The sequence below is a fragment of the Pseudoxanthomonas sacheonensis genome, from assembly GCF_010093305.1.
In the GTDB taxonomy this organism is placed as follows: domain Bacteria; phylum Pseudomonadota; class Gammaproteobacteria; order Xanthomonadales; family Xanthomonadaceae; genus Pseudoxanthomonas_A; species Pseudoxanthomonas_A sacheonensis.
On the sequence record NZ_PDWS01000001.1, the window covers coordinates 101,395 to 123,670 of the forward strand.

Sequence of the window (22,276 nt, forward strand, 5' to 3'; positions counted from 1 at the left end):
TCGGTGCATGTGTTTGAGAGGTTGTGCGTTGCCGTGCACCGCCCCAGCCCGGACAATGGTGGCCTGACCCGCACACGGAACCAAGCCATGTCCATCCTCCGCATGACCGACCTCGACCTTTCCGGCAAGCGCGTGTTGATCCGCCAGGATCTGAACGTTCCGATCGAGAACGGTCGCATCACTTCGGAACAGCGCATCACCGCATCGCTGCCTACCTTGAAGCTGGCGTTGGAGAAAGGTGCCGCGGTCATGGTCACCTCGCACCTGGGCCGGCCCAAGGAAGGCGTGTGGAGCGAAGCCGATTCGCTGGCGCCGGTCGCTGCGCGCCTGTCGGAGCTGCTGGGCGTCGACGTACCGCTGGTCAAGGACTGGGTGGGCGGCGTGGAAGTGGCCCCCGGCAACATCGTGCTGCTGGAAAACTGCCGCATGAACGTGGGCGAGGGCAAGGACGATGAAGCCCTGTCGAAGAAGTACGCGGCGCTATGCGACGTGTTCGTGATGGACGCCTTCGGCACCGCGCACCGCGCGCAGGCGTCGACGCACGGAGTGATCCGTTTCGCCAGGCAGGCCGCGGGCGGTCCGCTGTTGATGGCAGAGCTGGATGCGCTGGCGTTGGCGCTGGAAAAACCCGCGCGCCCGTTGCTGGCCATCGTAGCTGGCAGCAAGGTGTCGACCAAGCTGGAGCTGCTGTCCAACCTGGTCGGCAAGGTCGATCAGTTGATCGTGGGCGGCGGCATCGCCAACACCTTCATCGCCGCCGAAGGCCACGGCGTAGGCAAGTCGCTGGTCGAGAACGATCTGCTGGAGACCGCACGCAAGATCATCGCCGATGCCAAGGCGCGCGGCGCCGACATCCCGGTGCCGACCGACGTGGTGGTGGCGCCCGAATTCAAGGCCGACGCGAAAGCCACGGTCAAACAGGTCGCCGAAGTCGGCGCCGACGACATGATCCTGGACATCGGTCCGGACACCGCCGCACGCTACGCCACAATGATCGCCGATGCGGGCACCGTGGTCTGGAACGGCCCGGTGGGCGTATTCGAATTCGACGCCTTCGGCAAAGGCACCGAAACCCTGGCCCGCGCCATCGCCGCCTCCAAGGCCTTCTCCATCGCCGGCGGCGGCGACACCCTGGCGGCAGTGGACAAGTACGGCATCGCGGGCGACATTAGCTACATCTCGACCGGCGGCGGCGCCTTCCTGGAATTCCTGGAAGGCAAGGAACTGCCGGCGGTGGCCGCATTGCAGAAGCGGGCGGCCGGTTGAAGGAGAAACGTTAGCCTAAGCCATCGTTATGGCGCGCCGACGCTTGGGGGCAAGCGTGCCGGCGATGCGATGCGTTTTTTTTGAATTGCTTCGGGTAAGGCAGGGGAAAATGCAACGGATCATTATGGCGATGCTGCTGTGGGCAGCGGCGACGGCGCAGGCGACGGAGATCCATCGCCGGGGCGATTTCCAGTTCGAAGTGGGGCCGGCTCCCGATTTCGTCGTAAGCAAGCCCATTCCCGACCGATGGGACGCCAAGGCGCCGGGCGCCGACGAGAAGCGCTGGCGTTACTGGCGTTACGACCTGCAGTCGGATCGGCGCGACGGGCGCGACGAAGTCTACGTGGACTACGCCTACGAGGCGCTTTCCGCCGCCCACCTGGGCGATGCTGGGCGCTTCAAGATTTCGTTCAACCCCGAGTACCAGAGGCTGGTCGTCCACCGCGCCGACCTGCGCCGGGACGGACGCTGGAGCGATCGACTGGCCGCCGACAAAGTGTCGTTGGCGCGCCGCGAAGCGGGTTTCGAGAAGGATATTTCGGATGGCGTGGTCACCGCCCTGGTCGTGCTGGAGGACGTGCGCGTGGGCGACGTGGTACGGATTTCCTATTCGGTGATAGGCAGCAACCCGGTGATGGCCGGCCAGGATTCGGACTGGATGCGGTTCGCCTGGACCAATCCCATGCTGGAATCCAGTTTGCGCGTGTTGCTGGGGCCGGATGCGCGTCCACGCATCTACCGCAGCAGCGGATCTCCGGAACCGGTCATCCGCAAGACCGCGTCCTCGGTGGAAGTGCTGATGCGTGCCGCAAGTGTCGGGACGGTCGTCGACGAAGAAAACTATCCGGTTTGGTACCAACCCTATCCGCAGGCGCAGGTGGCCTTGGACCAAAGCTGGGCCGATGTGGTGGCGTGGGGATTGCCGCTGTACCCGCCGGTAGAGGACATTCCGGCGGAGCTGGAATCCAAGCTCGAGCAATGGCGCGCCCTGCCCAACGACAACGAACGCCTCGACGCCGCTTTGCGCACGGTGCAGGACCAGATCCGCTATTTCGGCGTGGAAATGGGCGAGAACACCCATCGTCCCGCGTCCCCATCGGAAACGTGGCAGAGGCGGTACGGCGACTGCAAGGACAAGGCTTATCTGCTGGCCACGCTGTTGCAGCGCATGGGCATCGAAGCGGCGCCCGCGCTGGTATCGATCGACCGTGGCCGCGCCGTGGCCGATTTCATTCCCTCGGCCTCGGATTTCGACCATGTGATCGTGCGCGCCAAACTCAAGGAAGGCAGCACCGTGTGGGTGGACCCGACCCTGACCCAGCAAGGCGGCGACCCGGCGACGGTGGACCTCAGCAATTACGGTATGGTGCTGCCGCTGGCGCCGGGCAGCACAGCGCTGCAGGCGGTGGAGCCGCCGCAGGTCGTGTTGAAATCGACGGCCGTGCGGGAGCGCTATGAAATCCCCAAGAGCGGCACCGAGGTGAAACTCTCCATCGAGACCGTGTACCAGGGCGCCTCGGCCAACTACGTGCGGCACTCGTTCGCTTCGGAGCGGGCCGATGAAATGGCGCGCCGCTATTCCGATTATTACCGCAAGCGTTTTGGAGAATTGTCGGTACTGTCGGGCGCCATGGTCGAAGACGACCGCAAGGCCAACCGCATAAAGCTCAACGAAACCTACTTGCTCAAGGCCCCGTTCCAGGACGTGGGGGCGACCAAAGCCATCGACCTGTATGCCGAATCCATGCAGGCCGTTTCCGCCCTGCCGTCTTCGATGGCACGCAAGGGCCCGCTGGATTTCGCCATGCCCGGAAGCTATTCGCACGAGATCAAAGTGGTCTATCCCAAGGGATGGAAACCCACGTTCGTAGGCGACGTTTCCAGGCACTCGTCCAGTGCGTTCGACTACGAACGCAAAGTCACCATCGCGCCCGACCAGGTGGACGTCAAGTACGAGTTGAACGTCAAGCGGCGCGAGCTCGCGAGCGGAGAGACGTCGGCGCATATCGACCAGATGCGCATGGTCCGCGAGGATCTTTCGGCGCGTCTCGGTTTCTCGATGGACACGCCCGTCAGCGGGAAGGAAAGAGAACAACGGATCAAGGCGTTGCTGCGCACGATCGGTACCGAAGGGGAATCCAAATGAGCGCGACGCCGGGTTATCGCTGGTTGCTGTGCATGGCGCTGGCGTTGCCGTCGGCAGCGACCGCCGAAGTTCCCTCGGTGACCCTCGCCCGGGTCGCGCAAGCGCCTGCGGAAGCCTGGGAGGAATTCCTGAGCGCCAGCGAATTCGATCGCGCTTACTCGGCGTACGCGATCTTGGACAAGGTCGGTTATTCCCCCGAGGGGGTGAAGGTCGAAGCCTGCCGCGAGCATCGCGACGGGCTCGACGAGGCGGTACGGAACGCGCCGGTGAGCGTGGCGGTCTTGCGTGGAGCCATGCTCTGCGCCGAGGCGGCAGGCGAGGCGGAGAAAGCGCAGAACATCGAAGAAGCGCTGCTAGCCCTTTCCACCGAAGCTCTGAAGAAGAACGGCCGCCAGCAGCCATGGCCCAAGCCGATCCGCGTCCTGGGCCCGTCCGACGTCTATGCCCTGGTGCAGATGTCGGGGCTGAAGGTCAGTTACGAATATTTCGAACTCCTCAAGCCGGAACGCTACTACCCCTTGGTGGTAGCGGCCTTGGACGAAGAGCAGGGTAAAGAAGTGCATCTGGTGTTCGATTACGTGGACCCGGTCGCCACTCTCAAGAACGCGAACGAGTTCGCCGGTTACCCGTACTACCGGAATTTGCTGGTGGATTTCTTCCTGGGCGCTCAGGCCGACGCCAAACAGCTGGGGGCGTTCGATGCGCGCGCGTTAGCGGCAGCTGCGCAAACCAGCAGAGCAGAGGACAAGGTCAAGGCCGTGCGCATCAGCGCCGGGTACGGCGGCATCCAGTCGCTGCGGTTGTGGATCACCCTTTGCGCCACCTCGCCGTTCGAAGGTTGTACCGACGGACTGGCCGACACCCTGCTGGGGCTGGCGGAACAAAAGCAGGCCGCGCCGATGGCCATGCTGGCGTTCGTGCAGGCCGAAGGAATCGGCGTGAAGCGCGACTCCGCGCTGGCCGATCAGCTGCTGTCCGCAGCGATGCGGCTATGGAACGTGGAGGGCGTGGCCATCGAATACCTGAGCCTAGCCAACATGACCGAACGCCCCAAGGCGGCCGACCGAAAAGTGCTGGCCGAGGCGATGCGCAAGCCGGCGGTGCTGGCGGTGAAGGCGGCCAAGCGCGTCGCCGGCAAGGAAAAAGAACTTTCCGCCTCCGAGCTGCAGGCGCTGGCGGCGCCGGGCAGCAATGGCCTGGGTACCGGCCAGGCGTGGCTGTCCGAGTACTGGCGTCAGTTGGGCAACGAAAACCTGGCCCTGGCCTCGTTGGGGCTGGCCGCCGAGCAGGGCGATGTATTCGCGCAGGGCACTTACGCATTCCATCTGCTGGATGAAGGCGCCTCGGCCGCAGAAGCCGAGCAGGCGCAACGGTTGATGCGGACTGCGGCCTTGGGCGGCAACGCGGCCGCCATGAGGTACTTGTCCCAGCAGGAGTTCATCCGGCATGAGTGGAAATCCTCGGCACGCTGGCTGATGGCGGCGGTCACGACGAACGATAGCGATGCCATGCTCCAGCTTGCGGGTCTATACGAAGAGGACCATCAGGATGCCGGGCAGACTGCCAAGCAGGCATTCGATTGGTATGTGTTGATGGCCGATTCCGACAACATCCCCGAAGCGCGACGCCGCGCGGCGCGTCTTGCCATCAAGGGCAAGGGAACGGACAAGGATCCGGCCAAGGCGCTGCAATGGCTGACCAAGGACGCCGAAGCCGGTGATGCGGCATCGCAGATCCAGTTGGCGCTGGCCTACTTCAACGGCGACTTCGGCGACGATCAGCGCAACAAGGGACAGGTCTGGGCCGATCGCGTCATGGCGTCGCAGGACATCGATTCCAAATCGTCCTACGCCGAATGGCTCTATCACCGCAGCGGCAAGACAGAAGACCGCGCGCGCGCCGTGCGCATGTGGCAAGAGCTGGACAAGGCAGGCGATACCTGGGCAGTCAACAACATGGCCTGGGCCTTCTGCACGGCGGCCGAGCCCGCCGGGCGCGATGCCGGGCGCGGCGTTGAGCTGGCGAAGGCGATGCTGGAAAAGCCGGATATCTCGGCGGCCTTTCTGGATACGGTGGCCGCCTGTCAGGCCGCTGCGGGGGACTATCCGCACGCAGTGGAGACGCAGCGCAGGGCGATCGCCGAATTCGTCGCCTATTGGGGTCCCGGAGCCGAAGACTTCGACGCCAAGGAAGAAGACGGCTTCACAAGTCGGCTCAAGCTCTATCAGCAGGGCAAGCCTTACATCGACAAACGGCTCTCGGAATCGGAGGCCTGAGCGGATCTGCCCGGATTCATGTTGCCGCGCTCATCGGCAAAGTCACATCAAAGTAACCAGTTGGATACCAATATGTGAGATGCAAAGCGGATTTACTGGAGGCAATCTGGCCGGCTGCCGATTTCGTTTTGGAATGGCATCGTAGTGGTCTCGTGGATATGCTAATTTCCGGAGCTCATTAGAGTAAGGGAGCCCCAGGCCGTGACCGATCGCCAACGCCGCACCAAAATCCTCGCCACCCTGGGGCCGGCCACCGACCCGCCGGGCGTGCTGGATGACCTGTTCCGCGCGGGCGTCAACGTGGTGCGTCTCAACTTCTCCCATGGCGATCCTTCCGGCCAGGCCAAGCGCGCCGCCGCCGTACGCGCCGCCGCGCAGCGGGCCGGTGCCGAGGTCGGCATCCTGGCCGACCTTCCAGGTCCCAAGATCCGAATCGAAAAATTCGCCGAAGGCAAAGTCAGGCTGAAGACCGGCGACCGCTTCGATCTGGTCGCCAATGCCGATGCGCCTTTGGGCGATGTCAATCAGGTCGGCGTGAGCTATCTGGGCCTGCCCGGCGACGTGCAGCCAGGCGACGTACTGCTGCTGGACGACGGCCTGATGCAGCTGCGCGTTGAATCGGTGGAAGGCGAGCGTATCGTCAATACCGTGCTGAACGACGGCATGCTTTCCGACCGCAAGGGGCTGAACAAGCAGGGCGGCGGTCTGTCGCTGGGCGCGTTGACCGAACGCGACAAGGAATTGATCGGCATCGTGGCCAAGATCGGCGTGGACTTCATCGCCGTGTCGTTCTGCCGCAATGCCGAAGACATGAACGAAGCGCGCCGCATCGCGCTGAGCCACGGCTGCGACGCCGCGCTGGTTTCCAAGATCGAACGCACCGAGGCCATCGAGAACCTGGCCGAGATCATCGACGCCAGCGACGTGGTGATGGTGGCGCGCGGAGATCTGGGCGTGGAGATCGGCGACGCCGAACTGCCCGGCCTGCAGAAGAAGATCATCCGCGAATCGCTGGCGCGCAACAAAGTGGTGATCACCGCCACGCAGATGCTGCAGTCCATGGTCGAAAGCCCCATCCCCACGCGCGCCGAGGTGCTGGACGTGGCCAACTCGGTCATCGACGGCACCGACGCAGTCATGCTGTCGGCCGAAACCGCCGCCGGCGCGTACCCGGTCAAGGCGGTGGAAGCCATGGCGCGCATCTGCCTTGGCGCCGAAAAGCAGTTCCAGATGGACACCGATTTCGAGAAAGCGCCGCGCAACCTGGAGCGCGCCGACCAGGCCATCGCCATGGCCACCATGTTCCTGTCCGAGCACATCGGCGTGCGCGCCATCGTGGCCATGACCGAATCGGGCGGCACCGCACGCTATCTGTCGCGTTTCCGTTCCAATGCGCCCATCTACGCGTTCTCGCGCCACGACGGCGCGCGCCGCAGGATGGCGATGATCCGCGACGTGTTCCCCATCGCCTTCGACAGCCGCGGCCTGGCTCCGCGCGAGGCCGCGCGCGATTCGCTGCGTATCCTGCGCGACCTCAACCGTCTCATGCCGGGCGACCGCGTCATCTTCACCAGCGGCGACCACATGGAACAGCACGGCGCCACCAACACCCTGCGCCTGCTGCAGATCGGTGCGGATGGGAAGGCAGAAGGGCTGGGCGAACTGTAGGACTCTCGCGGGAGCGGCGTCCCGCCGCGAGCTCTTTTGGCTTGGGGGCAAGAGCTCGCGGCGGGACGCCGCTCCCGCGATGAATAGCGAGGTGAAACCGGTTGCAAGCATCCGGTGAAGGGAGGGCGCAGCCGCCCGGGCTATAATTCGGCCCCTTTCCCAGCCGCGCCCCAGGAACCTCATGAGCATCGAACAGCTTGCCGAAACCGCCCAGGCCATGGTCGCCGCGGGCAAGGGCATCATCGCGATCGACGAATCCACCGCCACCATCGCCAAGCGCTTCGAAAGCGTGGGCATTCCCAACACCGAGGAAAACCGCCGCGCCTACCGCGAGATGCTGTTGACCACGCCCAAGCTGAGCGACCACATCTCCGGCGCCATCCTCTACGACGAAACCCTGCGCCAGTCCACCAAGGACGGCGTGCCGTTCGCCAAGTACATGGCCGCCAACGGCATCATCCCCGGCATCAAGGTCGACAAGGGCACCCACCCGCTGGCCGGCTGCCAGGGCGAAGTGGTGACCGAAGGCCTCGACGGCCTGCGCGACCGCCTCAAGGAGTACTACGCCCTCGGCGCGCGTTTCGCCAAATGGCGCGCGGTGATCAATATCGGCGACGACATTCCCTCCGGCACCTGCATCGAAGCCAACGCGCATGCGCTGGCCCGCTACGCGGCGCTGTGCCAGGAAGCCGGTCTGGTGCCGATGGTGGAGCCGGAAGTGCTGATGGACGGCGACCACGACATCGAGACCTGCTACGAAGTGACCGAAGCCACACTGCGTGCGCTGTTCGGCGCGCTGTACGAGCAGAACGTGATGCTGGAAGGCACCATCCTGAAGGCCTCGATGGTCGTGGCCGGCAAGGACTGCGAGGAGCAGGCCAGCATCGATGAAGTCGCCGAAGCCACGGTCATGTGCCTGAAGAGCACCGTGCCGGCGATCCTGCCGGGCATCGTGTTCCTGTCCGGCGGCCAGAGCGACGAAGACGCCACCGCGCACCTGGATGCGATGAACCGCCTGGGCAATCTGCCGTGGCCGCTGTCGTTCTCCTACGGCCGCGCCATGCAGTCGGCGGCATTGAAGCTGTGGTCGCAGGATCTGGTCGGCAATTTCGGCAAGGCGCAGACGATCGTGCATGCGCGTGCGAAAGAAAATGGCCTGGCTGCGCTGGGTCAGTGGGAAGGTTGAGACGGCCAAAGCGCTTGAGCCCCTCTCCCATCGGGAGAGGGGTTGGGGTGAGGGTACGGCGAAGTAATGCAGGCGAACGATCTGTTCGGTGACAGATGCGGATTGCGCATTTTTTCACCGTTCTGATTGTTCCATTGACCCCACTCTGCCGTACCCTCATCCGCCCCTTCGGGGCATCTTCTCCCGATGGGAGAAGGGTTAAAAGACGCCGGCCATGCGCCGGCGTTTCCATTGAGGAACGTAACGATGGAAATCTCAGGCATCCACCACATCGCCATCATCGCCTCCGACTACGAGCGCTCCAAACGCTTCTACACCAAAGTGCTGGACCTGGAGATCCTCGCCGAGGTCTACCGCAGCGAACGCGATTCCTGGAAGCTGGATCTGCGCGTTTCCGACGGCGTGCAGATCGAGCTGTTCTCGTTTCCTTCGCCGCCGCCGCGCGTCTCGCGCCCGGAAGCCTGCGGCCTCAGGCATCTGGCTTTCGTGGTGCCCGACATCGAGCGGGCGATCGCCCGCTTGCGGGATAACTCCATCGAGGCGGAAGCCGTTCGCACCGACGAATACACCGGCAAGCGTTTCACTTTCTTCGCCGACCCGGACGGGCTGCCGCTGGAGTTGTACGAGGTCTAGCCGCCGCATCGATGCGTTATGGTGTCGGCATCTTCCGGCCGATGTCCGCCCATGTCCCGTGAAATACGCATTCCTGCAGAAGCCGTGGCCTCCCTGGCGAAAGGACTGCGCATCGAGGCGATCAAGCGGGTGCGCGAGGCCAATCATGGCGTCGATCTGCGCGGAGCGATGGAAGCCGTGGATGCCTTTGCATCGGGCAAGCACCATTTCTCCGTCGATCCGCCTTTAGCTCCCGTCACCGCGTCTTTCGAAGGCTTACCGCCGGAAGCGCTGGCGGCGTTGTCGCGCGGCCAGCTGATCGAGGCGATCAAGATCGCCCGTGCAGCCACCGGGCTCGGGTTGAAGGAGGCCAAGGATCTGGTGGAGCGCCATCGCGACGCGCAGTCGCCTGCGCGCGACGATGCGATGCGGGCGAAACTGGAAGGCGTAGCCCGCAAGCACGGCATGAAGCTGCCGGAAGCCGCCCTGACCGCGATAGAACGCGGCGACCTGAAGACCGCGCTGAATTTGGTGCGGCAGGCCAAGGAGTCGGCTCCGCATGCAGTGGGCACGGCGCGTGGCGCGAATACGGTCAGTCGGGAAACCAACCGGTATGGTTGGTTGTGGGCACTGGCTTTGCTGGCCGTTATCGCGGCCGGGTATTTCTGGTTCGCGCGAATGTCGTAGGGCGGGCACTGCCCGCCGGCGTTTCGCGATGTGTATGGAAGGCGGGCAATGCCCGCCCTACGTCAGGGCAGCCCGGCCAGCCACTCGTCGTCGGAGCCTTCGTTGACGCCTTCGAACAACGGCGTGGAGAAATAACGCTCGCCGGTATCGGGCAGCACGGCCAGCAACACCGAGCCTTCGGTCGCGGTTTCGGCCACCTGCAATGCCGCGGCCACGGTCGCGCCGGCGGAGATGCCGACAAAGATGCCTTCCTCCGCAGCCAGGCGGCGCGAGGTGGCGATGGCGTCGACGTCGGCGATGGGCAGGATCTGGTCGGCGACCTCGCGGTTCAGCACTTCCGGCACGAAGTCCGGCGTCCAGCCCTGGATCTTGTGCGGCGACCATTCGTTGCCGCGCAGCAGCGAGGCGACGGCGGGTTCGGCGGTGGTGATCTTCACTTCGGGACGCGCGACTTTCAGCACCTCGCCCACGCCGGTCAGCGTGCCGCCGGTGCCCCAGCCGGTGACGAAATGGTCCAACCTCAAGCCGGCGAAATCGCGCAGGATTTCGGCCGCCGTGGTCTGGCGGTGATAGGCAGGGTTGGCGGGGTTGGCGAACTGCCGCGCCAGGAACCAGCCGTGCTTGGCGGCCAGCTCTTCGGCACGCCGCACCATGCCGCTGCCGCGTTCGGCGGCGGGCGTCAGGATCACCTTGGCTCCGTAGGCGCGCATCAGCTTGCGGCGTTCGATGGAGAAGGTTTCCGCCATGGTCGCCACGAACTTGTAGCCGCGCGCGGCGGCCACCATCGCCAGCGCCACGCCGGTATTGCCGGAAGTCGCTTCCACAATGGTATCGCCGGGCTTGAGCAGGCCCTTAGCTTCGGCATCCAGCACGATGGCCAGCGCCAGACGGTCCTTGACCGAGCCGCCGGGGTTGAACGATTCGACCTTGGCGTAAAGGCTCACGTGCTTGGGCGCGACGCGGTGCAGCTTGACCACCGGGGTGCGGCCGATGGTGTCGAGGATACTGTCGTAGATTGCCATGGGGTTCTCCGTAAGAAAGCGTCAGGCGGCCTGCGGGAGTGTAGGCGCGCCCAGGTTGTCGGAATGTTGCGGATTTGCGGACAGCTCTGGCGCAGCCAAGGGGGCGGCGCCGAACCAGTGCAGCGAGTCCGCGAGGGCGGCCACTTCGCCGAGGATCAGCAGCGCAGGCGATTGCACGCGATGATGGCGCGCGCTTTCCGGAAGCGACGCCAGCGTGCCGGTGATCACCCGCTGCTGCGGCCGCGAACCGTTCTCAACCAAAGCGAACGGAAGGTGGGGGGCGGCACCGGCCAACAACAGCTGTTCACGCACTTTTTCCAGCCCCGCCACGCCCATGTAGACCGCCAGGGTCTGCTTTTCCTGGGCCATGGCGCTCCAGTCCACGCCGCCCTCATCCAGTGCGCTCAGCGAATCCTTGCAATGGGCGGTGACCAGGCGCAGCGACTGCGCGTGGTCGCGATGGGTCAGCGGAATGCCCGCGTAGGCCGCGCAGGCCACGGCGGCGGTGATGCCGGGGATCACCTCGAAGGGGACATCGTGGGCGCGCAGGAATTCGAGCTCCTCGCCGCCGCGCCCGAATACGAACGGGTCGCCGCCCTTCAACCGCACCACGCGCTTGCCTTGGCGCGCGTGCTCCAGCATCAGCGCATGGATTTCGTCTTGGCTCGTGCTGTGGCGGCCGGCCGACTTGCCCACTTCGATGCGGATGGCGTCGCGGCGCGCCAAGCGCAGCACTTCGGCGCTGACCAGACGGTCGTGCAGGATCACGTCGGCCTCGTTCATCGCGCGCAATGCATTCAGCGTGACCAGGCCGGGATCGCCGGGGCCCGCGCCGACCAGCACCACCGAACCTGCCGGCAATGCCGGGTTTTCCTTTTCCAATAACCCGTGCAGATAAGCGTCGGCCTGGGTAGCGTCCAGTTGCCGGCGCAGCAGTCGCGGCAACGGACCGGCCAGCAGCTTCTCGAAGAAACGGCGGCGCAGACCCAGGTCGGGGAGGCGCGCGCGGATGGCGTCGCGCTGACGGGTCAGCACTTCGGCCAGCGTGCCCAGCGAATCGTCCAGCAGGGTCTCGAGCTGGCGACGGACATGCCGCGCCAGCATCGGCGCGCCGCCACCGCTGGAGATCGCCACCTGCAGCAGGCCGCGCTGCACCACCGCCGGGGAGTGGAAACTGCACAGTTCGGCATCGTCGACCACGTTGGCCAGGATCCGGCGCGAAGTGGCTGCGTCGTAGACCTGCCTGTTTACCGCGCTGTCGTCGGTCGCGGCGATCACCAGCCACGCTTCGTCCAGCCATTCCTCGTCGAAGGTGCCGGCGCGCCAGCGGATGCGGCCTGCCTCGAGCCAGCGGCGAAGCCCCTCGCTCAAGTCCGGCGAACCCACCTGAGGCAAGGCGCCGGCCTGCAGTAACGCCTCGACCTTGCGTTCGGCCACCGCGCCACCGCCCACCACCAGGACAGTCCGGTTGCGCAGATCGGCGAACAGGGGAAACAGGGAAGCGGTCACGGCAGTGGCATCAGGAACGGTTGATGACCCTAACGCCCGGTTATATGCAGCAGGAAATGACTTGCCGCCCGCTGCATATGACGGGCGGTTATAAGATGTGGGCCGGAAATCCTCTACATTCGCTCTTCCGCCCCTTTGCCCCGGGAGCCGCCAGGCTTCGAGACCGCCGATGACGTTGACCCAACTCCGCTACCTGGTGGCCATCGCCGACGCCGACCTCAACATCACCTTGGCCGCCGCACGCGTGCACGCCACCCAGCCAGGGCTGTCCAAGCAGCTCAAGCAGCTGGAGGACGAGCTGGGCTTCCTGCTGTTCGTGCGCAAGGGCCGCAGCCTGGAAGCGGTCACTCCGGCTGGCAGCGAAGTGATCCTGCGCGCGCGCGCAGTGCTGGCCGAAGCCAACAATATCCGCACCTATTCGGCCAACCAGCGCCGCGAAAGCCAGGGTCAGCTGATCCTGGCCACCACCCACACCCAGGCGCGCTTCGTGCTGCCGCCGGCCATCGGCCAGATCAAGCGCGCCTATCCGCAGGTCAGCGTGCATCTGCAGCAGGCCGGCGAAAGCGCCGCGCTGGATCTGTTGAGCGAAGGCGATGCGGACATCGCCATCATCAGCACCGCCGGCGACGAGCCGCAGGCCGGCATCGCCGTGCCGCTGTACCGCTGGCGGCGGCTGGTGCTGGTGCCGCGCGGCCACGCGCTGGACAAAGGCGATGCCGTTCCCACCATGGCCGACCTCGCCACCCAGCCGTTGATCAGCTACGAATCCTCGACGCGGCCGGAGTCGTCTTTGCAGCGCGCTTTCGCCGGCGCCGGCCTGCAGCCCAGCATCGCGCTGACCGCGCTGGACGCCGATCTCATCAAGACCTACGTGCGCGCCGGCATGGGCGTGGGCCTGCTGGCGGAAATGGCGGTGACTTCCGCCGACACCGATCTGCGCGCCTGGGCCGCGCCTTCGGCCATCAACGAATGCATCGCCTGGGCGGTACTGCCACGCGAACGCGTACTCCGCGACTACGCACTGGAATTGGTGCATGTGCTGGCGCCGCAAGTGGATCGCCGCGATCTGCGTCGCGTGCTGGACGGCAATCAGGCAGCGGACTGGCCGGTGCCGCCTACGTGGGAATCGTTGACGCAGACGATTACGAGCTGATTGATCGCCTGCTTTTTAGAGTGCGCGATCTCTTAGTAGTCAGTGTCCGCATCCACACGACGCTATGCGGACATTGGAGAGTTCCCGTAAGCCCGGCTATTTCCGTGCTTCAGGTGTCTCGACTTTCGCATTGTCCGATTTGGCCATGGACTTGCCTGCCTGATAGCCAAAGGCCAGCAGGAGCAGAATTGGAACGGAGACCACCAAGGTCAAGAGCATCGATTTTCTTGTCTTTGCCATAGTCATTTCTCAATGTCGCGGGAGATGGAATAATCTTGCCCGCTTGGAGGGACGGACACCTACTTTCAACCGGTTCGATCTGATGTGCAATAGCGCCTGCACGTTGTATGCGGACGCTTTTTTAGCGCGTCAAGATTGCTGCGCGTTGTCCTTCGCTGCCATATCTTTTGTCTATGGTGGAATAGCTGGAACGTAGTTGATGTTCGAAAGCAATTTAAGCGCGAATTATTTTGCGAGAGGTCTCACATTTGTGTTTTTCGTTGCGAAATCATGCTTTCGCTCTCTTGGTTTTTATTCCTGAGGAGTTCCGGTGACTGCATTGTGATCGGACCAATCGGCAGGCGTAGACTCGGTCGCTGATCTGGGGATGTCTTGATCATCGCAACTTAGGAGAAAGCCATGCTTCAACTACGCCCCAACTGCGAATGCTGCAATGCGGACCTGCCTCCCGATTCCACCGAGGCGCGGATCTGTTCCTTCGAATGCACGTTCTGCGCGTCGTGCGTCGATTCGGTGCTGCACGGAAAGTGTCCGAACTGCGGCGGAGATTTCACCGCGCGGCCGACACGGGCGCCGCACCTGTTGGCGAAATATCCTGCATCGACCGAACGGGTGTTCAAACCCGAAGGTTGCAGGAAACCGGCGTAGGGTGGGCTCTAGCCCGCCGCTCTGAAAGCTCCGGCGGCCCCCGAGCTACGGAGACTTCGGCGACAGCGTCCGCAACACGGATTTGTCCAGCTTGGCCGCCAGGCCGACGCTCCGCCCCGCCAGGTTGGCCACCACGTAATGCACCGAGCTGCCCATCACCTGCGCGCATTCGGACACGGTGAGGCCGTAATCCTGCTGCAGCCACTGCACCATGCCCGTCGTCGCCGAGCGCAACGCATCGTCCAGCGAACCTGCCTGGCCCAACACCATGATTTGCGTGTCCGATTCCACGCGCGGCGCGGAGATATTTTTCTTGTGCAGCACATCCACACTGAATTCCACGTCCATCGACGTTTCCAACCCGTACTGCGACGTCTCCCCGTCGCCCTGCAAAGCGTGCGCGTCGCCCAGGTACAGCAGCGCGCCGGGCTGCGATACCGGCAGGTAGACCGTGGCGCCTTCGCGGATCTCGTTGAAATCCATGTTGCCGCCGAACCGGCCGGTGTCGCCGGTCGAGATCGGTGCCGAACCGAATCCTGGCGCCACCGCCAAACCTCCCAACATCGGGCGTAGCGGCACCGACAAATCCCGCAGCTGCGGCGATGGTGATTCCGGGCGCGCCACGCCGCGCTCGCGATCCAGTTTCCACCGCACCGGTTTGCCCAGCTCCGTCGCCTTTGCGGCAAGCGCGGGCGAAAGCGCACGGCCCACTACGCTGTCCAGACTGTCGGCATAGTCGCGATTCAAGCGCAGCCGTTTGATGCGGATAGCCAGCACATCGCCGGGCCCGGCGCCCATGACGTAGAACGGGCCCGTCTGCGGGTTGCCGAAAAGCGCCTGGGTCTTGCCATGCTGATTCACGCCGCCGGAGTCGAGCGTGGTGGTGTGAACGGTATCGCCCGGCCAGATCGTCAGCACAGGAGCGCGGTGGGGAGAAAATTCGTTCGAATAGTCGCTAGGAACGAACTCGTGCCGCTGCGGCGAGTCGTCCTTGCGTTGCGGAAGGCGTCGCGCGGAGAACGAATGCGTCGCGCGCTGGTCCTTGTTGTTGGTGTCGGGGTAGTCGGCGGTGCCGGTGATTTCCTCCTGCGTTTGCACGCCGCTGAAGCGGTACACGGCGGCGTCCTGGCCCGTGACCACGAATTCGAGCGCCTGACCTTTGCGGCTCCCTTTCAGCGGATCGCCGTCGAATACGCCGACCAACGCTCCGTCGCCGTCCGGAAGCTCGAGCAGCTGGTAGACGGCATTGCCCCACAAGTCGGTCGTGACCAGCCATTGGCCCGCGGGCTCGGCGGCTTTGCCCGTCGTCCACAGGGCGAGCAGGAGAAGCAGGAGGGCGAGGCGGTATTTCATGGTGATCCAGTCTGACTACAAGTGTAGTCACGATTGTTGGGCCTATCGCTTCGCCGGTCAATCCCCCGGCCCAGGGATAAAAAGGTCCGTTCAGGGCGATGGCTTCGAGCAGGTCCATCGCATGTGATGGATCACCAAGCGCACCTCAATTGCCCGGCCGCTGCTCCGGTTTGGGCTCGGTCACTTCCTTGCCGGGTTCGGCCTTGCCCGACATTTCCGCGCCCGCATCGGGCGCCAGCCGCAGCATCATCCACACCGAGCTGGCCGAGATCAGTCCTACGGTGAGGAAGGCGAAGCTGAAATTGATCACTGCCGTCATTGGTTCGCCGGTGGCAATGCTGGCCACGCTCAGCGCATAACCGCCGATAGTGATGCCCATGGCCAGCGACACCTGCTGGGCCATCGCCGCAAGACTGCTGGCCTGGGCCATGCGCGCGGGTTCCACTTCGGCATAGACGATGGCGTTGAGGCTGGTGAACTGCAGCGAGCGGAAGCAACCGCTGACCAGCAGCACGCCGATGATCAGCGGGTAGGGCGTGTCCGCGCGGAACAGGCCGAAGCAGCAAAGCAGCAACGAGGCGATCATCGCGTTGGCGATCATCACTTTGCGGAATCCCCAGCGGCGCAGGATGCGCCCGGCCAGGGTCTTCATGAACATCGCACCGGCCGCGGAAGTGAAAGTGATCAATCCCGACTGCAGCGGATTGAGGCCGAAACCCAGCTGCAGCATCAGCGGCAACAGGAACGGCGTGGCGCCGATACCGATGCGGAACAGCGAACCGCCCAGCACGCCGATGCGGAACGTCGGCAGCTTCATCAATCCCAGATCGATCAGCGGGTGCGGATGGCGGTGCGAATGCACCACGTAAACCCCAAGCAGCCCCGCGCCGGTGAACAGGCAGGCGGCGGCGATCGGCGTGCTGACCAGGTGCCGGCCCATGCTGGCGAATCCGAACATGGTCAGCGCCAGGCCCGTGGCCGACAGCGCGAATCCGCGCCAGTCCAGCGGACGCGCGCCGCCGCGCAGCATCGGAATATGCCGCCACGCCAGATAGATGCCCAGCAAACCCATCGGCAGGTTGATCAGGAAGATCAGGCGCCAATTGCCGTAGGTGGTGATCAGGCCGCCGAGCGGCGGCCCCAGCATCGGACCCAGCAGGGCGGGAATGGTCAGCCAGCTGAGCGCCTGCACCAGTTGCGCCTTGGGCACGGTGCGCAACAGTACCAGGCGGCCGACCGGCACCATCATCGCCCCGCCCGTCCCTTGCAGGAATCGCGCGGCCACCAGTGTGCCCAGCGAATCGGACGCGGCACAGCCGATGGATCCCAGCAGGAACACGCCGATGGCGGCCATGAAAGTGGGACGTGCGCCGAAACGGTCCGCGACCCAGCCGCTGATGGGAATGAACACCGCCAGCGCCAGCATGTAGGTGGTGAGGGCCAGCTTCAACGCCACCGGTTCCACGCCCAGGTCGCCTGCGATCATCGGCAGCGAAGTCGTGATCGCGGTGGAATCCATGTTCTCGATGAACAGTGCGGTCGCGACGATGAGCGGGAGGAGACGTTCCTTTCTCACGGAGGCGAAGCGGGTCCGGCAGGCGGGTGGACGCTATTGTCGCTCACGAATCGTGAAGGCGTCGCATGGCGCAGCTCGGGAACTAGAAAGAGAGAGGCGATGGGCTTACCCCTTCTCCCCTTGTGGGAGAAGGTGCCCCGAAGGGGCGGAAGAGGGGAGAGCGGAGTGAGGGTCTATCGGTTCACGTTAAAACGATCAGGCGCGAATGACGAATGTTTTCAAGAGTGCATTCATCGGCAACGCAACGACTCCGCTCACCCCCTCTCCCGCCGCGCAAGCGCGTCGACCTCTCCCGCAAGGGGAGAGGTGGTGCAGATCCGTGCGTCGGGGGCGTAGCCCCGACCTACTTAGACCTCTACGTGGATGCCGCACTCCCGCTTCAACCCGAAGTAACGCGTGTCTTCCGCGCTCATGCCCGGCTCCCAGCGCGAAGTGGTGTGGAAGTCGCCGATGGACACATAACCTTCGTCCCACAGCGGGTGGTACGGCAGGCCGTGCTTCTTCATGTAGACCCAGATGTCACGGTCCGTCCAGTCGACGATGGGGTTCACCTTCAGGCGCCCATCGCGCTGCTGCAGCACCGGGGTCTGGCTGCGGCTGCTGGACTGGCTGCGGCGCAGGCCGGTGAACCAGGTGCCCACCCCCAACTCCTTCAGCGCGCGCTTCATCGGCTCCACCTTGCGCAGGCCGTTGTACTGGTCGATGCCGACCACGCCTTGTTCCCACAAGCGGCCGTGGCGCGCTTCCATCCAGGCGCGGCTGACCAGCGGGCGGAATACCTGCAGGTTGAGCTTCAGCCGTTCCTGCAATTCGTCGGCGAAGCGGTAGGTCTCGGGGAACAGGTAGCCGGTGTCGATCAGGATCACCGGGATATCCGGCTTCTGCACGCTGAGCATGTGCAGCATCACCGAGGCCTGCGCGCCGAAGCTGGAGGAAAGCGCGGCATTGGCCGGCCCGTTTTCCAGCGCCCACGCCACGCGCTGTTCGGCGGTGCGCGTTTCCAACGAGGCGTTGAGTTCTTCCAGCGACTCGGGTTCGTTGGCGGCGATATCGATGTTCAGGGCACTCATGGATGCAGCTCCAGCGGAATCTGTCGGTGTGTGGGGTAAGGGGGCAGGGCGACCACGCCGCTGCGGTGCAGGAAATCGCCGAAGCCTTCGTCCGTTTCGCGCTCGCCGGCATAGCGCGCGAACAGTGGATCCAGGGCGTCCAGGATTTCGCTTTCGGCGATGTTTTCGCGATACAGCGTGTTGAGGCGCTGGCCGCGATGGTCGGCGCCCAGCATCAGGTTGTAGCGGCCGGGCGCTTTGCCCACCAGCGCGATCTCGCCCAGGTACGGGCGCGAGCAACCGTTCGGGCAACCGGAGATGCGCAACAGGATCGGCGCGTCACGCAGGCCGTGTTTATCCAATAACGGTTCCAGCTTGCCGGTGAAGTCGGGCAGGTAGCGTTCGGCTTCGGCCATCGCCAGACCGCAGGTGGGCAATGCCACGCAGGCCAGCGCCGCGCGGGCCAGGGCAGTGCCGTTGCGCAGGCCCGCATCCAGCGCGTGGGAGTGCACCAGCGCGTCGATGCGCTTGCGTTCGCTGTCGGGCACGCCGGCGATGACCAGATTCTGGTTGGGCGTCATCCGGAATTCGCCGCGGTGCACGTTGGCGATCTCGCGCAGCCCGGTCAGGTGCGGCGCGCCGGGGCGGTCGGCGATGCGGCCGGCGGAAAGATGCAGGGTCAGGTGCCAGTGGCCGTCCTCCCCCTGCACCCAGCCGTAGCGGTCGCCGCTGTGCTCGAAGCGGAAAGCGCGCGCCGGGGCCAGCGCGAATCCGGCGCGGCTTTCGATCTCGGCGACGATGGCGTCCAGGCCATGGTCGTCGATGGTGTATTTGAAACGCGCACGCTTGCGCACGGCGCGATTGCCGCGGTCGCGTTGTGTCGTGACCACGGCAGTGGCGACGGCGATCACCTGGTCGGGGGTGACGAAGCCGACCACGTTGGCCACGCGCGGATAGGTTTCCGCATCGCCGTGGCTGGCGCCCATGCCGCCGCCGATGCTGACGTTGAAGCCCGCCAGCGCTCCGTCCTCGATCACAGCGATGAAGCCAAGATCGTTGGCGAACACGTCCACGTCGTTGACCGGCGGCACAGCGAAAGCGACCTTGAACTTGCGTGGCAAGTAGGTGCTGCCGTAGATCGGTTCTTCCTCCTCGCCGCTGCCGGCTACCAGCTCCTCGTCCAGCCAGATCTCGTAGTAGGCGCGCGAGTTGGGCAGGAAATGCCTGGACAACTTCGCCGCCCAGTCCTGCACTTCGGCGTGCGCGGCCGATTCCAGCGGATTGGCCGCGACCATCACGTTGCGGTTGACGTCGCCGCAGGCGGCCAGGGTGTCGATCAACGTCGCATTGATCGCCTGCATGGTCGCTTTCAGTTCGCGCTTGATCACGCCGTGGAACTGGAAGGCCTGGCGGGTGGTGATGCGCAGCGAATGGTTGGAGTAGCGGGTGGCGATGGCATCCAGCTTCAGCCATTGCTGCGGGGTGACCACGCCGCCCGGGGTGCGCGTGCGGATCATGAACTGGTAGGCGGGTTCGAGCTTCTGCCGGCGGCGCTCGTCGCGCAGGTCGCGGTCGTCCTGCTGGTAGCTGCCGTGGTACTTGATGACGGTGGTGTCGTCCTCGCGCAGCGCGCCGGTCAACGGATCGGCAAGACTGTCCAGCAAGGCGCCGCGCAGGCGCTTGCTTTCGGATTTGATGTCTTCGACGGAGTGGGTAGTCATGACGTGCTTGGCGCGGTGCCGGTGTATGCGTAGGAGCTGCGTAAGCTGCGACTGTTGCTTGCGAGTTGGGGGATCTCCTTTCAAAGGAAAATTTCCGGTCGCAGCTTACGCAGCTCCTACAGTGCTGGCTTAATAGACATCGCGGCTGTAGCGGCCCTCCGCTTGCAGTTTGCTCAGATATTCGGCGGCGGCCTCGGCATCGACGCCCGCCTGTTCGGAAACGATCTGCAGCAGCGCCGCATGCACGTCCTTGCCCATGCCGATGGCGCCGCAGACATAGAAATGCGCGCCGCTTTGCAGCCAGTCGTAGACCTCGCGTCCGCGTTCGCGAAGCCGCTGCTGCACATAGATCTTCTCGGCCTGGTCGCGGGAGAACGCCACGTCCAGGCGATGCAGTTCGCCGGTGCGCAGCGCGTCCTGCCACTCGGCCTGGTAGAGGAAATCGGTATTGAAGTGGCGCGCGCCGAACAGCAGCCAGTTGCGGCCGCTGGCTCCGGTTTCCGCCCGTTCCTGCACGAAGCCGCGGAACGGCGCCACGCCGGTGCCGGGGCCGACCATGATGATGTCGCGGCTGGCATCGGTGGGAACGCGGAAGCGCTCGTTGGCCTCGATGTAGACCGGCGCATGGTCGCCTTCGCCCAATGACGAGAGGAAACCGCTCGCCGCGCCGACATGCGCGTGGCCGAAGGCCTGGTAATCCAGCACGTCGACGGTGAGATGCACTTCCTCGCCCACGCGCTTGCGGCTGGAGGCGATGGAATACAGGCGCGGGGTCAGTGGACGCAGCGCGGCGACCAGCTCCTGTGGTTCCCAATGCGCGGGCCAGCGGCGCAGCACATCCGCCAACTGGTGGGTATTGAGCAGCGCGGCGAAGTCGGCGTTGCGCGCGGGGGCGAGCAGATCGTTGAGCTCTTCCGAACGCGACTGCGCGGCGTGGCTGGCCAGGAACGGACGGCTGAGCTTGGTCAGTTCGCGGCGTGCCGCCAGCCATTCGCGCAGCGGCAGCGATTCGTCCTTGTCCTGCACCGGCGCGTCGCCGTCCAGTTCCAGGGCCTGCAGCACACCCTCCACCAATAGCGACGGATTGCGGTGGCGGACGCCCAATGCATCGCCGGGTTCGTAATGAAGTCCCGAGCCCTGCAGCGAAAGCTCCAGGTGGCGCACGTCCTTGCCGACGCCGCCGTACTTGAGGAAACCGACGCCCTTGAATTCGCGCCCGCTGATGCGCTGGTTGAGCAGCAGCTCAGCGGCGAAAGGCTTGTCGTGGGTCCAGGCCGGTGCGCTGGGTGCCGGACGCAAGGGAGTGACAGTGGCCGAAGGCGCGGTCGTGGTCTTCAACAACGTCTTGGCGTGGCCCAGGGCCTGTTCGCGCCAGGGCAGGGCGACGGTGTCGATGTCCAGGTCGGCTTCGCCGGCGGGGAACAGACGGCTGGCGCCGAGTTCGGCCAGGCGCGCGTCCAGGCGGCGGCCGATGCCGCAGAAATCGGCGTAGCTGGAATCGCCCAGGCCGAGTACGGCGTATTTCAGCTCCGGCAATTTGGGTGCGCGCTTGCCGGCGATGAATTCCACCAGGCCGATCGCGTCGTCGGGCGGGTCGCCTTCGCCCTGGGTGCTGATGACCACGTAGAGCAGGCGTTCGTTGGCCAGTTCGCGCTGCGGGTAGGCGTCGGCGCGCAGCAGGCGTACGTTGAGGCCGGCGGCCTCGGCTTCTCCCATCAAGGCCTCGGCCACCCGTCGGGCGTTGCCGGTCTGGCTGCCGTAGACGATGGTCAGCCGCTGGCTGGCCTGGGCGGCACCGCCGGGAAGCACGGCCAGATGCGGGGCCGGATTACCCTGGGCCAGGCCGGCGGCATAGCCGGACAGCCACCACAGGCTGGGTTGATCGAGTCCTTCCACGACTCGCGCCAGCAGCGCCTTGCGCTCCTCGGGCAAGGGACTGGGAGCCAACGCGGGCGGTGCAGCGGTCATGCTTTGACTCGCGGGTATAGCTGTTAGGACGACCGATGTTAGGGAGGGCTTAACCCATTCAGAAACGACATCTGGTTATGGGGTTATGCCCTGCGCTTATTTCTGCGGCGCCGTCTGCAAGCCGAATACTCGCCGGCCTCCCGGGGGCGTGCCTGCCTTCCGGGGCAGCTGATACTCTGCCGAACCGGTTCCCGCC

16 protein-coding genes are annotated in these 22,276 nt (G+C 64.9%); 9 read left to right on the plus strand and 7 right to left on the minus strand.

Translation table 11 applies throughout. From position 1 onward, the window contains the following. The first annotated feature begins 87 nt into the window (after nucleotides 1-87). The 7 genes from CSC73_RS00470 to CSC73_RS00500 all read left to right on the plus strand — a co-directional run bounded on the left by CSC73_RS00470 (nucleotide 88) and on the right by CSC73_RS00500 (nucleotide 9,841). The gene (locus tag CSC73_RS00470; protein WP_163838507.1) at nucleotides 88-1,266 is read left to right on the plus strand and encodes a phosphoglycerate kinase; all 1,179 of its coding nucleotides are present in this window, start codon (nucleotides 88-90) and stop codon (nucleotides 1,264-1,266) included. Nucleotides 1,267-1,375: 109 nt separating this feature from the next. Then, nucleotides 1,376-3,412, plus strand: coding sequence for a DUF3857 domain-containing transglutaminase family protein (locus CSC73_RS00475; protein WP_163838508.1), 2,037 nt, complete (start codon nucleotides 1,376-1,378; stop codon nucleotides 3,410-3,412). Continuing rightward, on the plus strand, nucleotides 3,409-5,688 hold the full coding sequence (locus tag CSC73_RS00480) for a tetratricopeptide repeat protein (RefSeq protein WP_163838509.1): 2,280 nt from the start codon (nucleotides 3,409-3,411) through the stop codon (nucleotides 5,686-5,688). The genes CSC73_RS00475 and CSC73_RS00480 overlap by 4 nt, the downstream gene beginning before the upstream one ends. A 201-nt stretch (nucleotides 5,689-5,889) precedes the next feature. After that, nucleotides 5,890-7,356 (plus strand): pyruvate kinase, encoded by a 1,467-nt coding sequence (pyk, locus tag CSC73_RS00485; protein ID WP_163838510.1) that lies wholly within the window; start codon nucleotides 5,890-5,892, stop codon nucleotides 7,354-7,356. A gap of 181 nt (nucleotides 7,357-7,537) precedes the next feature. After that, nucleotides 7,538-8,542: a class I fructose-bisphosphate aldolase gene (locus tag CSC73_RS00490; RefSeq protein ID WP_163838511.1), complete on the plus strand. Its 1,005-nt coding sequence runs from the start codon at nucleotides 7,538-7,540 to the stop codon at nucleotides 8,540-8,542. Nucleotides 8,543-8,788: 246 nt separating this feature from the next. After that, nucleotides 8,789-9,175 (plus strand): SMU1112c/YaeR family gloxylase I-like metalloprotein, encoded by a 387-nt coding sequence (gene gloA2, locus CSC73_RS00495; protein ID WP_163838512.1) that lies wholly within the window; start codon nucleotides 8,789-8,791, stop codon nucleotides 9,173-9,175. A gap of 51 nt (nucleotides 9,176-9,226) precedes the next feature. Then, complete coding sequence (locus CSC73_RS00500; protein WP_211840776.1) at nucleotides 9,227-9,841, plus strand: ribosomal protein L7/L12; 615 nt, start codon at nucleotides 9,227-9,229, stop codon at nucleotides 9,839-9,841. Between the two features lie 62 nt (nucleotides 9,842-9,903). Here CSC73_RS00500 and cysK read toward each other — a convergent pair whose 3' ends face one another. Beyond that, nucleotides 9,904-10,863, minus strand: coding sequence for a cysteine synthase A (gene cysK, locus CSC73_RS00505; RefSeq protein WP_163838513.1), 960 nt, complete (start codon nucleotides 10,861-10,863; stop codon nucleotides 9,904-9,906). Nucleotides 10,864-10,884: 21 nt separating this feature from the next. Then, nucleotides 10,885-12,372 (minus strand): siroheme synthase CysG, encoded by a 1,488-nt coding sequence (gene cysG / locus CSC73_RS00510; protein ID WP_163838514.1) that lies wholly within the window; start codon nucleotides 12,370-12,372, stop codon nucleotides 10,885-10,887. Nucleotides 12,373-12,541: 169 nt separating this feature from the next. Between cysG and CSC73_RS00515 the strand changes: the two genes are divergently transcribed. Both CSC73_RS00515 and CSC73_RS00520 read left to right on the plus strand, forming a co-directional pair. Then, a complete protein-coding gene (locus CSC73_RS00515) occupies nucleotides 12,542-13,525 on the plus strand; it encodes a LysR family transcriptional regulator (protein ID WP_163838515.1) in 984 nt (327 codons plus the stop codon). Between the two features lie 639 nt (nucleotides 13,526-14,164). Continuing rightward, nucleotides 14,165-14,413, plus strand: a complete 249-nt coding sequence (locus CSC73_RS00520) for a DUF1272 domain-containing protein (RefSeq protein WP_163838516.1) — start codon at nucleotides 14,165-14,167, stop codon at nucleotides 14,411-14,413. Between the two features lie 45 nt (nucleotides 14,414-14,458). Here the strand turns inward: CSC73_RS00520 and CSC73_RS00525 are convergent, their stop codons facing one another. The 5 genes from CSC73_RS00525 to CSC73_RS00545 form a co-directional block, all read right to left on the minus strand. Beyond that, on the minus strand, nucleotides 14,459-15,766 hold the full coding sequence (locus tag CSC73_RS00525) for an acetamidase/formamidase family protein (RefSeq protein ID WP_163838517.1): 1,308 nt from the start codon (nucleotides 15,764-15,766) through the stop codon (nucleotides 14,459-14,461). 145 nt (nucleotides 15,767-15,911) lie between these two features. Next, the gene (locus CSC73_RS00530) at nucleotides 15,912-17,342 is read right to left on the minus strand and encodes an MFS transporter (protein ID WP_163838518.1); all 1,431 of its coding nucleotides are present in this window, start codon (nucleotides 17,340-17,342) and stop codon (nucleotides 15,912-15,914) included. A 347-nt stretch (nucleotides 17,343-17,689) separates the two neighbouring features. Beyond that, on the minus strand, nucleotides 17,690-18,412 hold the full coding sequence (locus tag CSC73_RS00535; protein ID WP_163838519.1) for a phosphoadenylyl-sulfate reductase: 723 nt from the start codon (nucleotides 18,410-18,412) through the stop codon (nucleotides 17,690-17,692). Continuing rightward, nucleotides 18,409-20,112 (minus strand): assimilatory sulfite reductase (NADPH) hemoprotein subunit, encoded by a 1,704-nt coding sequence (cysI, locus tag CSC73_RS00540; protein WP_163838520.1) that lies wholly within the window; start codon nucleotides 20,110-20,112, stop codon nucleotides 18,409-18,411. Before cysI ends, CSC73_RS00535 begins: the two co-directional genes overlap by 4 nt. Nucleotides 20,113-20,241: 129 nt before the next feature. Next, entirely contained in the window at nucleotides 20,242-22,080 is a 1,839-nt protein-coding gene (locus tag CSC73_RS00545; RefSeq protein WP_163838521.1) for an assimilatory sulfite reductase (NADPH) flavoprotein subunit, read from the minus strand. Nucleotides 22,081-22,276 lie beyond the last annotated feature (196 nt).

What these genes read in the sequence shown, in the direction of transcription:
- CSC73_RS00535 (WP_163838519.1), bottom strand. Translation starts at nt 18,412, where the DNA reads ATGAGTGCCCTGAACATCGATATCGCCGCCAACGAACCCGAGTCGCTG.
- CSC73_RS00490 (WP_163838511.1), top strand. Translation starts at nt 7,538, where the DNA reads ATGAGCATCGAACAGCTTGCCGAAACCGCCCAGGCCATGGTCGCCGCG.
- CSC73_RS00500 (WP_211840776.1), top strand. Translation starts at nt 9,227, where the DNA reads ATGTCCCGTGAAATACGCATTCCTGCAGAAGCCGTGGCCTCCCTGGCG.
- CSC73_RS00480 (WP_163838509.1), top strand. Translation starts at nt 3,409, where the DNA reads ATGAGCGCGACGCCGGGTTATCGCTGGTTGCTGTGCATGGCGCTGGCG.
- CSC73_RS00520 (WP_163838516.1), top strand. Translation starts at nt 14,165, where the DNA reads ATGCTTCAACTACGCCCCAACTGCGAATGCTGCAATGCGGACCTGCCT.
- cysK (WP_163838513.1), bottom strand. Translation starts at nt 10,863, where the DNA reads ATGGCAATCTACGACAGTATCCTCGACACCATCGGCCGCACCCCGGTG.
- cysI (WP_163838520.1), bottom strand. Translation starts at nt 20,112, where the DNA reads ATGACTACCCACTCCGTCGAAGACATCAAATCCGAAAGCAAGCGCCTG.
- CSC73_RS00545 (WP_163838521.1), bottom strand. Translation starts at nt 22,080, where the DNA reads ATGACCGCTGCACCGCCCGCGTTGGCTCCCAGTCCCTTGCCCGAGGAG.
- CSC73_RS00515 (WP_163838515.1), top strand. Translation starts at nt 12,542, where the DNA reads ATGACGTTGACCCAACTCCGCTACCTGGTGGCCATCGCCGACGCCGAC.
- gloA2 (WP_163838512.1), top strand. Translation starts at nt 8,789, where the DNA reads ATGGAAATCTCAGGCATCCACCACATCGCCATCATCGCCTCCGACTAC.
- CSC73_RS00475 (WP_163838508.1), top strand. Translation starts at nt 1,376, where the DNA reads ATGCAACGGATCATTATGGCGATGCTGCTGTGGGCAGCGGCGACGGCG.
- CSC73_RS00470 (WP_163838507.1), top strand. Translation starts at nt 88, where the DNA reads ATGTCCATCCTCCGCATGACCGACCTCGACCTTTCCGGCAAGCGCGTG.
- CSC73_RS00525 (WP_163838517.1), bottom strand. Translation starts at nt 15,766, where the DNA reads ATGAAATACCGCCTCGCCCTCCTGCTTCTCCTGCTCGCCCTGTGGACG.